Annotated in this window: 9 protein-coding genes; 4 read left to right on the top strand and 5 right to left on the bottom strand. The window is 31.5% G+C overall.

Going from position 1 to position 13,626, the window contains the following annotated elements; genetic code table 11:
- Window positions 1-95: 95 nt before the first annotated feature.
- Both JF53_RS08320 and JF53_RS08315 read right to left on the bottom strand, forming a co-directional pair.
- On the bottom strand, window positions 96-3,344 hold the full coding sequence (locus JF53_RS08320; RefSeq protein ID WP_047982394.1) for a hypothetical protein: 3,249 nt from the start codon (window positions 3,342-3,344) through the stop codon (window positions 96-98).
- Between the two features lie 626 nt (window positions 3,345-3,970).
- The gene (locus JF53_RS08315; protein ID WP_047982395.1) at window positions 3,971-6,622 is read right to left on the bottom strand and encodes a hypothetical protein; all 2,652 of its coding nucleotides are present in this window, start codon (window positions 6,620-6,622) and stop codon (window positions 3,971-3,973) included.
- 530 nt (window positions 6,623-7,152) lie between these two features.
- Here JF53_RS08315 and JF53_RS08310 point away from each other — a divergent pair.
- Window positions 7,153-8,406 (top strand): hypothetical protein, encoded by a 1,254-nt coding sequence (locus JF53_RS08310; RefSeq protein WP_047982396.1) that lies wholly within the window; start codon window positions 7,153-7,155, stop codon window positions 8,404-8,406.
- Between the two features lie 267 nt (window positions 8,407-8,673).
- Window positions 8,674-9,498, top strand: coding sequence for a tyrosine-type recombinase/integrase (locus JF53_RS08300; RefSeq protein WP_047982398.1), 825 nt, complete (start codon window positions 8,674-8,676; stop codon window positions 9,496-9,498).
- A 189-nt stretch (window positions 9,499-9,687) separates the two neighbouring features.
- Here JF53_RS08300 and JF53_RS08295 read toward each other — a convergent pair whose 3' ends face one another.
- The 3 genes from JF53_RS08295 to JF53_RS08285 all read right to left on the bottom strand — a co-directional run bounded on the left by JF53_RS08295 (window position 9,688) and on the right by JF53_RS08285 (window position 10,829).
- Entirely contained in the window at window positions 9,688-9,939 is a 252-nt protein-coding gene (locus JF53_RS08295; RefSeq protein ID WP_047982399.1) for a hypothetical protein, read from the bottom strand.
- A 186-nt stretch (window positions 9,940-10,125) separates the two neighbouring features.
- On the bottom strand, window positions 10,126-10,443 hold the full coding sequence (locus JF53_RS08290; protein WP_047982400.1) for a hypothetical protein: 318 nt from the start codon (window positions 10,441-10,443) through the stop codon (window positions 10,126-10,128).
- 83 nt (window positions 10,444-10,526) lie between these two features.
- On the bottom strand, window positions 10,527-10,829 hold the full coding sequence (locus JF53_RS08285) for a hypothetical protein (RefSeq protein ID WP_047982401.1): 303 nt from the start codon (window positions 10,827-10,829) through the stop codon (window positions 10,527-10,529).
- A 336-nt stretch (window positions 10,830-11,165) separates the two neighbouring features.
- Here JF53_RS08285 and JF53_RS08280 point away from each other — a divergent pair, with 336 nt between their 5' ends.
- Both JF53_RS08280 and JF53_RS08275 read left to right on the top strand, forming a co-directional pair.
- On the top strand, window positions 11,166-12,410 hold the full coding sequence (locus JF53_RS08280; protein ID WP_047982402.1) for a hypothetical protein: 1,245 nt from the start codon (window positions 11,166-11,168) through the stop codon (window positions 12,408-12,410).
- Between the two features lie 167 nt (window positions 12,411-12,577).
- Window positions 12,578-13,483, top strand: coding sequence for a hypothetical protein (locus tag JF53_RS08275; RefSeq protein ID WP_047982403.1), 906 nt, complete (start codon window positions 12,578-12,580; stop codon window positions 13,481-13,483).
- The last annotated feature ends 143 nt before the right edge of the window (window positions 13,484-13,626 follow it).

Raw genomic sequence — 13,626 nt, 5'->3', positions numbered from 1 at the left:
TTGAAGGTACTTGCTAGTATTCAAACAAATTATTAAACGTAAATAAATTTCAAGCAACTACCCTTTTCATATTATTCAGACATAAATCATTAAGATTACCTTTGAAACCCTTTTATTCTGTCAATAACCTTTAATACTGGTGCATCTTTTACAACCGCTGGAATTACAGGTTCATCGGTAGGTAATATTGCTAGAGAAAGATAACTTTCCTCATCTATCTCCCACGCATTTTTTATTTCAATTTCGTTCTTTAAAATATTTAATTCCTTATTCATAGATAAAGTTTTATTTTCATTAATCGAACTAGGAAACATGATATACTTCCCAACTTTTTTATATGCTTCAATAAACATATTTAGATTGACATGATTACTAGGTTCCATTGTTATAATACGTGCTGGACTCATTATTAAATTATTAGACGTAATATTATTCTTTCTTATTATATTTTCATTAGCGGTAAATACAACCCTATAATCATAAGGCTTATTTCTATTCACCCCTTTTACTATGCCAACCCTAATATTGTTCTCTGTATCAATATTTCCTACTTTCTCAATCCATTCTCTAAATATTTCTTTACCAGCTTTACCATAAGAAAACATTGGTGAAAACACCGGTAAAGGCGTAGATTCTCCAGTAAAGTAAACACCCTTCCATTTGGACTTATCCCATAAAGGTATATTGATAATATCTAAAGTTTCTATATCGGACTGTTTAGTATTTTCTATGTTAAATTCTTCTTCAGATGGTTTCTCATATTTAACATCCATTGAATCGTTATTCTCTTCTTTTTCTTCATTTATAAGAGTATCTACTATATATATAGGTTGCTTTCTTTCTAATGCAAATTCCGAGTCATTCTTTTCAACTACACTAGTGACCGTAGGTGTTTTTTTACTAAAATATTCAAATACTATTGATGAACTACCTGTAAAATTGATTGCTCTGTCTAAGGCACTATCTTGCTCAAGCATTTCCTTAACTGCATTATCAAATGAATTAAGATTAACCAATTCAACCATTAATTGAATTGTTACATCCTTAATAAATTCTTTTACTTTCACCTGAACTTCAGGCGTATTTACTTCCGGATAACTTGAACAAGTTATGAAAAATTCTGGCTTAATACTATCTTTATCCTTATTTATTTCTAATGTAAACTCATCCTGTTCGATAAACTTAATGTTTATTTTGATTTCTGGAATAAATGAATGTATTTTATCCACTGTTCCTGTGGAGAGAAAACCTTCTATAGATCCTAGTAAACTCTCACCAACTTCAATACACGGAAATTGAATATCAGAGATAATATTTATTTTACAGCCGATTATCTTACTGCTTAACCAATAACTATTTTGGGTACCATACCAAGGTTGTCCCACCAATTGTAATCTGGCCGGTTGATTGTACCACTTAGTTATAAAATCTTCCATCGCTTCCGTATTATTATCGAAAGAATTACTAAATTCTTCATCTACATGCCCTAGACAATATTTTATAGCTATAGATGAAAATTCTAATCCCCACTCCTCTAAATAATTCGGAAAATATGAAAGTTTATTTAAATCATTAAAATCTGTCCTAAATATTTGTATACCCAAAATAAAATCATAATTGTATTCTTGTTCTACAATGTCTTTTAATTCACTTTCTGGATTATTTGATAAGTACAGGTTAATTGCAATTTGTTCTAACTTGTAAAACTCAGTTGAGTGAATTAATCTTCCTAATTTCAACTCTATAAACTTAATGCTATTTAGACTTCCAATTAGTGCCGGATTCACTTGACCCAAGTTAAAATACTCATTAATAGAAAGGTGAAATGCATTTAAATAATAACCACGCGCTGCCCAATTTAAATCTACACTCTCAAACAATTGTCCCATTAATAATAAAGCCCGTGTTAATTCTTTTTTGCTTTCGTCCTTAACTATTTTCACTATCGCTCTTCCCAAATAACGAATAGCAGTGTATGGTTTATCTTTCATTAGTTGTTCACTTCGGATTATTAACAACCTTGCTGCTTCAATTTCTGATTTTCTTTTGACACTTATTGAAACTAGATGTTCAAAAAGTGTATCATAATTTTTCGCTTCTTGATATATAGGGAGTTCCGTAACTATTCTCTTTATAGTTAGGAAATTGAAATCTAATGATTCTTTCCCTCTTTCTAGAACTTCAATAAATTCATCTACTATTTGATCTATATCTCCACCCATAAATAATTTAACATTTATGTAATTTGCCTTTGCTTGTATTGCTGCATTGGGTCTAGTAACATCTGATATAATTCTTTGATATTCTTTCTGTAGGACTGTAGTATGTTCTTCAAAATTAAAATTATATTTCCCATCTTTCGCAATTGAGAATAAATTCATCCAAAGATTGGTTAATCTTTCTAGGTCAAAAACATTAGAACCTCCAACAACTAGAGATTCAAAATTACAATATCTCAAGTAAAAATCATCAAAGTCCATGTACCACCAATACATAGTCCACGCCCATTGATAAAAACATTCTTTTTTCTGTACATGTGTACCATACTTATTAGTTATATTCTGTGCTCTTTCAAATCGCCCAGATGTTTCTATATTTGGAAGTTCCAATTCTCTGCTAATTATCGCAGCCTCCAGAGCCTTTTCTGAAAGTATGTGATAATTTCCATTTTCAATATCTTCTTTTATCTGTTCTTCAACTTCATCTAGTCTCCTTCTTTTCGCATAATCCCTACTCCCTACTTCATCAGTTTCTCTAAATCTATCTGAGATATTAAAACTCTCAACTGCAATTTTTTCGTACTTACCACTAAATACTTTTTCGAGTAACCACATTTTATCAAGTATTCTGATATTAACTTCATATTTTTCCCTTAACTCATCCTCAGTAACTGCTCTTTTTTTATCAGAAATAAACTGGTTACTCATAAAGTAAATAACACTATAACCCCTTCCTGTTTCTACAATTTTCTTAACATCAGATTTTACCTTACTTCTCCAATCTTTCTTTGCACTAATGGCAAAAGCCCATCTTTCTTTAGAGGCCTCTCGTCCAACCCCGCTGTACCAAGATAAGGCAATGTCATCCGAAACCGGATAGGTTTCAGTATCTACTTTACTGTCTCCTCCACCAGTAGGACCTGTTTGAATGATTAGATTTGGACAAATCTCTTTTTCCGCTATTTTTCTACAAAAGTTTTCAAATTCCTTTTCTTGACTTCTACTTGTCAAAGTTTCCAAATAGTAATCAAACATTTCCTTATTCAAATCAATTTTGGTTATGCTCTTTGAATCAGAAAATTGCTCAGGATATAGATTTTTGTAGAAATCGTATGGTGTTTTCATGGTAACCCTCCTCGTCATCTTAACTAAAACTATAACTCTATTTAACCAATAAATCGAAGAATAATATATTAAAAATGATTGAAAATTACATAGTTCAACACTGTTTCCTTATTTGTTTTTCGTCCTGCTAACTATTAATCATAATTTCTTTTATTTTATGGTGTTTATATCGTTTAATCTGCGACATCATACTGTAGAAGTAGCACCTTTAACCATCAATAAATTGTCATCAACAGGCTCTTCTCTAAAAGGCTCAAAATATGCCATATTTCCTGTTTTGGGACTGTTTGAGCCATTTAAAAATAAATGTTGATTTTTTTCGGGTATCTTGTAATTTCTTCTTTTTTTTAATATCTGAGATGATAGTAAAAACTATTTCCATGATACGAAATTAAGTGAAAAAAATGATTGAACCTGAAAAAAATGAAATAAATGAACGATTAGTAACCGTTAATAACCATTTTAAACATTACTAACAGTTAATATCATTATAATGGATTTAAATAGTTATAAGGGTTACTAACTGTTTTAATGATTATAAAAATCACTAATAGTTATAATGAAAATAAACCTTTTATAATCATTAAAATAGCCAGCCTATGATAAGCTGACTTCATTTACTTTCCTTATTTCATTAGTTCCATTAATTCCTTTTGCGAAAATGATATGTACTCGGCTCCTACAACTGGTAAATTACTAAGAATAAGTACTTTGGCTGGGAACCTATTGACCCTTGCTCTTCCAATCGCCTGCAATAACTGACTTTCAACTAAATAGAATTGTACTTCCTTTAACAGAGAATCATTACTGTATGTAGTAAAGTAATACCGCAGCCCATTCCTTTCTATTGGGATATATTCCATTCTACTTTCCTCTAGACCCATGCGGTACCCCAGAGCCACACTTATTAATAGATATGCAATCGGATTAAGATGAGGAGTTCCAATCACAGTAATATTCTCCCCTTTTAAGTCATCAATTCCCTCTGTGTTACCAAAATATATTTCTTCCTTTTTTCCATTATGGTAGAAATCTTTATATGTAATAATTTCACTATCAGGGTTATAAAGTTTCATAAGGTTTTCTGCTAGACACTTCATTTCTAGTTGATTTTCTTTAATTGTAAATCTACTAAAACTCTTAGATGTTACCTGCAGGATACTCCCTGCTGGCTTGACAAGGCCTAAATCAATAAATGTTACTTTATTACCGAATACCAATTTAGATATACTTTCATTTATAGTGGCGCTCAGAATGATAGTCTTTTTACTCTGTGGTAGTTGATTCCTTTGAATAAAATATATGTAGTCAACATTGTGAATTCTTTTCCTAAGAAAATAATCACAATTTAAAAAGCCTAATACATTTGAACTTATGGTGGTTTCCTCCACAATTGTCTGTTCTAAGTCTTTTACAGATGGTAGCAAAAAAGATGACCTTTCTTGAACAATATCCAACGGGGCACTCATTATCATGTTTTGCAAAGTTGTAATAACATCTTTGTTCACTTCGTTATCTTGCAATTTTGTAAATGCAAATACTAAATCGGATACCTTCATTTGAGATATTGGAAAAAGATTGGGAATTGGATCCTCATCGAATATAATAATTGAATTTGAATCATCATTTGTAAAAATCGCTCGTTGATGTGTGGTAAGCAGCAATTCATTTTTGGAGCATTTCACTTTTTCCAAGTCTTGTAGAAAATCAGATACATCCTCATTTTCATTGGAAATCTGTCTTAAATATTTATTTACTGTCCTGTATGCACCAATATTGTAAAGATGTTCAATTTTTTCCGAAAATGGTTCCTCAAGTAAAGGTAATTCTGGAACTTTTATATGCTTAATATTTTTGTCTTTTAAGCGCTTGGAAACCTCTTCTTTCAATTTATGTGTAGGAAAAGCAATACTAAAATTATACTCTTCTGCAAAGTTCACAATGGCTTCTGTTTTACCAATTCCAGTTGGGGCTTTTACTACATATACACCCTGTTCATCACTCTTTAGAATGTCACCAAAAACCTTTTCTAAACTTTTATAAACTTCATCAACCTCTTGAAAATGTGGTTCTTGTAATACTTGCACGCTACCTCTTGGTAACTTTCCTTGCTCAATCATATTGGAGGCATGAATACACTCGTTAGCAAATGGACAGTATGTATCACACCTTGTTGGCACATAATTCATTTTCTTAATTTGGTTCATCATTAATGACCATTCTTCATTTTTGGTCAGATATTCCTTCCGGGAATTAATGATATCAACTATCTTAGATTTGCCTCCCTCAACATTTATCAGGTTGGTCATCAAGCCAAACATTTCGTTATGGTAAAGCCAGTATTCTCCTGAAATTGACTCCCTATAAAGTTTGCATCTTTTTTGCAAATTATCAAAAGGAAAGTTCCTAACCTGCTTCAATTCTGGCTCGTCAAAAGGACTTAGTTTAGGTGAATAACTTTCATCCTCCTGAAAAGACTCCTTTGAGAAAACCAAGTAATATGAAAAATGACTATTTTTCGCACGCGTACTATAGTAATTAATAGTGTTGGTGCGGTTTTTAGTCTTAGATATAAACAAGGTGTTGTCTTCATCATCAGGTAGGTCTTTCTCTTCAACCTTCTTATAGTGAGGGTACCCCTTATAATACGCCAATCCAGAGAGTTTACAGAATTTTTTCATCTCCCTAGTTGCATTTGATCCAGACCTTACCTTTTGTACCACTCCATCCAAAATCTTTGGGACACTCAAAACTCCTTGGTTAACAAATTCAATTTTTTTCCCACCAAAGAGAATTCTCGCAGCATCATTGGCATTTTTATCAGACGATGGAAACAATGTTGCTAGTGCTGTTTGAATAACATTCCTAACTCGTAGATCTGTAATCTCCTCGTCCAATACAAAGACCATTCTGAATTTATGGTTCTCTTCTGTATGGCTAAAAGTTGAATAAATAAAGGTTGGTGTCACTTTCCATACGGTAGCAAGTTGGATTGCCTCTTCAAACCGTAATCCTGAATCAATGTCGAGTGCAAACACCTGCTGACTCATCCAACTTTTATTTGACCTTTGTCCATTGCTAAATATAGCCGGTGTAAAAGATCTAGCATTTGGCAAAGTTATAGTTTCCATCAATTCCTGAATGGATAAGGAAACAGCCTTCCCTGCTATTCTTCCTGAAATCTTCGCGACTTCTTCCTTATTTGGTTTATTTTCGAAACCTTCATGATCCAAACAAACAGTAATTTTTTCTTCTAAAACATTTATCTCTTTAACCATCGTATCCCTCCTCTCAATAAGGAGGAGTATGGTATTATAATACATAGTCTGATGAATTTCTCTAATTTATTTTCTTAATCAACTCCTCTTAAATATTTCAATGGTTACAGCTACATAATATGGCACTTAAAATATCAAATCAAATTTTTAGCGTAGGTATTTTACGATATAAGTTTACTTTTTTGTATTACAAAGATATCTCTAATTCCTTATTTAATCCACCAAACTACAATTCCACCTTCATGTGCTGCAACATAAACAAATTACGGCCCCAATGTACATCTCCAGCTGCATAGATTTTTTTATTATTGTTGAGCAAACGATATGTTGTTTTTACTAACTTCAATTAAAGATCACCTAATAGATTATAGTTTTATAATCTATTTTTTAAAAATAGATACCCTATAGATTTGATTTCCCTCCATAATTGATTTATAAAAGAATAGTAGGAGAATTTATAAAATCATTTAGAATACTACTTTACAGCATTATTAATACCTCAACCTACCACAACAAAGGAGGTTGATATCATGGAAAGAACATCTATTTTAAAATTAAAGAGGAAAGAAGAATTAAAAAAGGCTATTGTCAGTTCGAATCATTCAATTGTCACCATTTATAAAAATGGCAATTGGAGATTAGAAGAAGGAGATTTTAGAAAGGAAAAAGAGAATGAACAGATTTATTCATTAAAATGTAATTCTGGATATAATCAACTAGAACTATCAAACATTATCGAGTGGTTAGACCATATCGTTTGTATTACCAATAAATACAAAGAAGATCATTTCTTTTATACTTATGACGATATGATTGAAAGTGAAACTGTGCCCTTAGAGAACTATCTCTACAATCCATTACCCACTATAAAACAAAAGATCACGTGGTCAGTAGACTTCTCTGGCTTGGAATGGAATCATGGGCTCAAATTATTTCGGTTATTCAATAGCGACTCATCTTTTATTAGTTTTACAAGTTTTGATTTGTTAATTTCTTATTTATATCACCATATCTCATCAATTAAAGATGATGACTTATACTATCGCCAATGTAAAAATATTAGAACACTCCATAGCAAAATATTTAAAACTTCTATACCAAATGAAAGACTTACCCAATCAAATATAGAAGACAATATTATTCTTGAAAAAGATGAATTGCTAAGAATGTTAAACCAATCAAAACATACTACTGTTGCACAGATTTATGATTATTTAGAATTACCATGCAAACCCTGTTGGAGCATTGATACTATAATCTCACCCTATGACATTAATCTTATAGCCGTTTCCAATCTTATTAAATTGAAAGAAATTAATAAATTCTTTGAAAAACTTTATGAAGAACGAAAAAACTTTGATGAACCTTTTGTTCGTCAATACATACGATTAAAAGCCCAAAGCCATAAAAGAAGAAAAAATTCGTGGATAGAATGGCGAAACGAAGTCGACTGGAAATACGCAAGCAAATTCATAGATATTAATCATTATCTAATTGCTATGGATGAAATCACTAAAGCAGAGGTTGAAATTTTTAATATGGCACCCTGTTTTGAGAATGGATACTTAAAATTAATTCTTAGGAAATTTGAGAATCAGGATAATTTAATAAAAGTAACTGATGTTCTATCATATTTCAATAGGCCAATCCCTAGCAACAAAGACATTTCTAATAAATATTTCTCCTTAACATTATTTGATAATGATGACTTCTATGACTTTATGGGCTTTATATCTATAGATGAAGTAATAGAATTACTGCTATTTGAAGATTCTTCTGTCTGAATAATACACTTAGGTGCCACCTTACTCTGTTATCTTTTAAGAGTATAGGTGGCATTTTTTATTTTAAAGGATTTTTGTGCTTAATGTTGAATCATGATGATGAAAAAGCTACAAAAGAAAGGGAGGGATTTGTCGCAGAAAAATGTCGTGGAACTAGTATTCTACGACATTATAGACTTTATTTACATTTGATTCAGGCCAAAAAGCGCCCATTAACTCAAGAAAATTTTGTCGTGGAATTATTAAACTCTAAAAAGAGGTGATTTTATGCTGGACACATATCAGGAAAATGGACTTAGAGGAAAATCAAAACAAACTAGGAAAACTTATATATTCTGTTTATCAAAATTTGAGGAATGGCTAGATGGAGCTGGCACAGATTTAGATGAATACTCCCGTTCAGATGTTCAACAATATATTGATTACCTTGTAAGCAAACGATATTCTGCAACAACAATTAACAAAAATTGGAGTGCGGTAAAACATTTTAGTCGTTGGCTGAATAAATTAGATGCCATTGAAGACATCTCAGTCATTACCCCGCCGAACATTCTAAATCAAGCGCCAAAAGCACTTTCTAGAAATGAAGTAAACAAACTAATTAGAGAAATTGATCGTTCTGGTAATGATAGAAACTTTGCCATTACACACACATTAATTAATACAGGCATTAGACTTAATGAACTTGTCAATTTGGATCGTGCAGATCTTGAGATTAGCGAAAGAAAAGGAACCTTAAAAATACGTTTTGGAAAAGGAAACAAAGAAAGACAATTACCACTGTCATCAGAAACTAGGAGGGCAATTACGAAGTACTTAGACACAAGAGATGATTCGGTCGAGGCTATGTTCCTTTCCAATAGAAATAAAAGAATATCCGAACGGACAGTTCAGCATATTTTTGAAAAACATGGAATAAATGTACATTCATTAAGGCATACCTTTATTACAAAACTTGTCCGAAATGGTGAAGACTTCAGTTTGATACAATCTTTATCTGGCCATGCTAACGCGGATATGGTAATCAGGTATTCTGCTCCAAATGAGGAGGATAAAGAAGAAGCGGTGTCAAAATTGTGGTTATCAGATTAAAAGAGGTGGATTTGTCCCACCTCTTTCAATCTCGTCTGTAGCTCATAGTAAATTTAGTAGGCGTTCAATTGATATCATCAATAAATTCCCTCTTGGATTTCCTATGTGATTTAAATCATCAGTTTTAAATAAAAAGAATGGACTAGTACAAACCAGACCATACTTTTAACTCTTTTATGTTATTTCCATTCAGATCGTTTCTAAATTATTTCCTATTATCTTTAACTTTTCTAAATTACCCTCAATAGCATTTTTCAAAAGGAAACTCTTTGCCCCATTAAAATTGTTACAAATCGCTGCATCCACCATAACAAACTCATCATCAAACATTTGCGCTACACAAGCACCATATTTATTGGTCCCATCAAATTTCACAATTGCAAAACGTATCACAATGCCACAAAAATCTACATCTTCTTGCCATAAAAATTCATTATTCATGTTGATTCCCCCTCTCTATATATAACAATTAGACACATGATAAACTATTCCTTTTCAATAATTAAAAGTCTTATAAAATATCTACATGGTTTTACTATGATTTCATGCATTCAGGAAAAAATTAGGCCTAGTTTACTATAGCTTTGGTACACTTATAGCTCAAAAAAATAAGCAGGGGAATTAACCCTAACTTATTTTTTCAAATGCTAAACGATTTGTAGTATAAACTATACTTTCTATAAGTTTTTCATCAAAAACATATTCCGGTAATATTGCGGAAAGGTATTTGATTGTCTGACCAATAGTAGTAAAAACTCTCAAATGCAACACCTGTTGTTGTTCAGACCCCTTATCCTTTTCTATCAATACATAAAACAGTGGTTCAGATGAATTTTTCCCCATCCATCCATAACCAGTTTCCTTTGAAATAACAATGTTGTAATCACCGAAAAATGAGTAAACCAAATTGTCTTCTTGCAATACCCGATCCTTATACTTTTGCATTAATATCTCCCTTTCTTGAGTAAATGTCTACACTGTTAACTTATATTTATCAGCCTGAATCCCTTGTTTTTCAGAAGCGGATTTCAATCTTTTGTAGTAATTATTTTCTGAATGGCTTGGTAAGTTTCTTTAATTATTTTTTTCTCCACTAAGTATTCTGGAACAACAGCCAATAGAAATCTAGCAAGATGGCCAGTATTGAAAAAACTTTTTAAAAGAACATCCCTTAACTCACCTTGTATATTTTCCTCATTAACAATTACTACATAATTACCTTCACTCAAAGAATTGTTTACTTTTACAACTGAGACATAATATTCACCACTTTTAGCCAAAACCATATTTTTATCAGAATGCACTATTGTAGCTTCCTTTCTTTTGTCCATTTCTTTTCCTTCTTTCGTATAGAATTTTCATCATGATGATATTCCATATAGGAACAGATAAACCTGTTTAAACGCACCAAAAATCACTGGTAAACTCCCTCTTAAATCAATGTTATGAACTAACTTAAAGGAATATATGGTCTATCACAAACAGGCTTTATTACTAATTAAATTTAATTAGCTTTAAATTTATTTAAATAAAGTGCTCTATAGATTTGATTCAATATTTTATTTGTTTTATAAATAGATTGTAGGACATTAACATAACAATCAGAACAACCAATCATAATACAATTTATAGTCAGCCTACTACAAATTTTAAGGAGGTTGATTCATATGAAAAAAGAAAAGAGAAGTTTTAAAGAAAGGTACAGTAATAATTGGATTTGTACACTGAAGCAGGTAGAGGAACTAAAAAAGGCCTTACTATCAAAAACTACCGAAGAGGTTAAATTTTGGTCGGATGGTACATGGGCAAGTAGGAAACAAAATGAATTTCGGAATGATAATGAAGACCCTTTGTTTATACTTACAAAGGATAAGATTCGATTTATAAACCAAGATACGGTTGATAATACACTCTATAGTATTTATCATTTGATTTTTGGTATGGAGCACCCTTTATGTGATCTAGATATTCAAGAATATCTATTAGAAAGAAAAAGCACTGATACTAAAAGTTTCCTACAAAAAGATTTGTTCGGGCAAAGTTCTCACTCCTACAATTTTGCATTTTCATACGGTAATCTTGATTTCAACTGCGTTATTGAGTGGGGAATTTCTAGTCGTTCTTTGAGAATTATACTGGATGATGGAACAATTGGAATTGCTGACGGTATAAGGTATATCATAAACTATCTATTCGATCTCTCAGATGAGATAAGTGATGAATGTCAGGCTTTTACATTATTTTGTGAGGAGATTAGGAAGTTCGAAGCGTTTTATTACAATTCATTGAATGAGTCTATGTATCAAACTACAACACCCACAGAGGTGCTTATGATGCAAAGTGGATTGGCGGTTTCTGGCAATTATATTAAAGTAGGGGAACTGATAAACCATTTTCAATTGGACATCTCTATTGCCAAGAGAACCGATCAAGAAAAGTATGTTGATTTCAACCATTTATTTGACCATTATCATGACCTCTACGGTTATATGGATGTTGGAGCCATTGAAGACTATCTTTATGGGTTTATAGAGTACAATACTCTAGAACCCTTTGATATTAGAAAAGAAAAATGCATTTACACTAATAGTTACAAGATTTCATTAGACAAACAGTACCCAATAGAATGGAACTTCCTTGAAGAATGCTTCAGGATAAGAAAAGCAGATGATAGTTATAAATACTTTGACTCTGCTGGGTCATTAATTGATTATCTTCTTTCAATCGTTTCAGATTTAGATAATGATATTAAGGATGTTTATAATAAGAAAATTGCACAATTGGCTTATGTAATCTGTGAAAACTTGGATGATAATGATGAATACAACTATTTATTGGATAAGATTACAACCTACGAAGATACAAAACGATGGATGAATAGCCTACTGAATGACCCTGACTTACCATTCTAGTAACCGATTTTGCAGCATGTGTGACAGTTGCTAATAATTAATATAAATATCAGTTTTATAGATTTTATTACTTTTATGTTTTGTAGGGCACCACCACAACCATTAAAACAATCCATCACAACACCATTTATAATCAGCCTACCGCATAAATAAAAGGAGGTATGATTATGATTCTAAATGATAGATTTAACGATATTTTGTGCCACTCCTATAATATTAATATTGGATCTTCTTATGTTTTTGAATGGAATGATAGTGGGGAAAATATTCGCTTTATTATTAACAACTCAAAGTGTGGCTATACTGGCTTTTATTCACTTACAAACTTTCTATTGGAAGAGTCATTTAAATTTAAAAACTATGAAACATACTCTCAATTCTGTAAGGAAATTAGGAACTTCCAACGTCACTATTATAGTACTACTTCAAACTCTTATGGAGAACTGTACACTTCAAATACTGAAGTAGAGTTACTAAACCCGGAGAATAGATTGAACAAGTTTAAAGCAAAGAAAGACTCTGATACACTAAATACAGCCGTCAAAATTGAAGATATTATTAACTATTTTGAATTAGATGTAGTGGTGAAAGATGAAAAGTTATTAAATAAGCATATAGATACATATTACCTATATGACTTGTTCGGGTATTATGAACCTTTAGGTAATATTACTGTTCCTGATGTGGAATGTATCGTTATTGATACTATTGAAGGTAAAATATCGGAACCATTCTCCATCAGAAAACACAGTTGTGACTATGAAAGTAACTATAAATTTAAAGTTAATAATGGATTTAATCAAATCAATTTCTTAGTAGAATGGAATTTTGAAATGGAATGTTATAGAATTGAAAAGGAAGATAAAAATTACTTATACTTTCAATCGCCTAATTCACTAATCAGTTACATACTAGCAACTTTCGATGAAGAGCAAGTAATTGATAGGGATGAACTTATTTCAGAGTGTATATGCTTAATTAAAAGCATTGAAAGGTCTTCAATGGAAGAAGTTAACCTGGAATATCTAATCAATAATAAAGACCCTGAATTCATAGATGATTTACCTTTTTAATGATTTTAGAATTAGATCTAGCAAGCATTAAAACTGCCCTTTGCAATAGGGCAGTTTTAATTGTGGGTTATTTCCACGAAAATGATAGTCCATTTCAAACATTTTACGCGTATACCATTAACGGAATTCTTCATTCTCTGTGA

It is taken from the genome of Ornithinibacillus contaminans (genome assembly GCF_001038425.2).
GTDB classification, from domain to species: domain Bacteria; phylum Bacillota; class Bacilli; order Bacillales; family Amphibacillaceae; genus Ornithinibacillus; species Ornithinibacillus contaminans.
Note: the sequence above shows the minus strand (reverse complement) of the source record. Positions and strands in the feature narration are given on the sequence as shown.

What these genes read in the sequence shown, in the direction of transcription:
- JF53_RS08320 (WP_047982394.1), bottom strand. Translation starts at nt 3,344, where the DNA reads ATGAAAACACCATACGATTTCTACAAAAATCTATATCCTGAGCAATTT.
- JF53_RS08315 (WP_047982395.1), bottom strand. Translation starts at nt 6,622, where the DNA reads ATGGTTAAAGAGATAAATGTTTTAGAAGAAAAAATTACTGTTTGTTTG.
- JF53_RS08310 (WP_047982396.1), top strand. Translation starts at nt 7,153, where the DNA reads ATGGAAAGAACATCTATTTTAAAATTAAAGAGGAAAGAAGAATTAAAA.
- JF53_RS08300 (WP_047982398.1), top strand. Translation starts at nt 8,674, where the DNA reads ATGCTGGACACATATCAGGAAAATGGACTTAGAGGAAAATCAAAACAA.
- JF53_RS08295 (WP_047982399.1), bottom strand. Translation starts at nt 9,939, where the DNA reads ATGAATAATGAATTTTTATGGCAAGAAGATGTAGATTTTTGTGGCATT.
- JF53_RS08290 (WP_047982400.1), bottom strand. Translation starts at nt 10,443, where the DNA reads ATGCAAAAGTATAAGGATCGGGTATTGCAAGAAGACAATTTGGTTTAC.
- JF53_RS08285 (WP_047982401.1), bottom strand. Translation starts at nt 10,829, where the DNA reads ATGGACAAAAGAAAGGAAGCTACAATAGTGCATTCTGATAAAAATATG.
- JF53_RS08280 (WP_047982402.1), top strand. Translation starts at nt 11,166, where the DNA reads ATGAAAAAAGAAAAGAGAAGTTTTAAAGAAAGGTACAGTAATAATTGG.
- JF53_RS08275 (WP_047982403.1), top strand. Translation starts at nt 12,578, where the DNA reads ATGATTCTAAATGATAGATTTAACGATATTTTGTGCCACTCCTATAAT.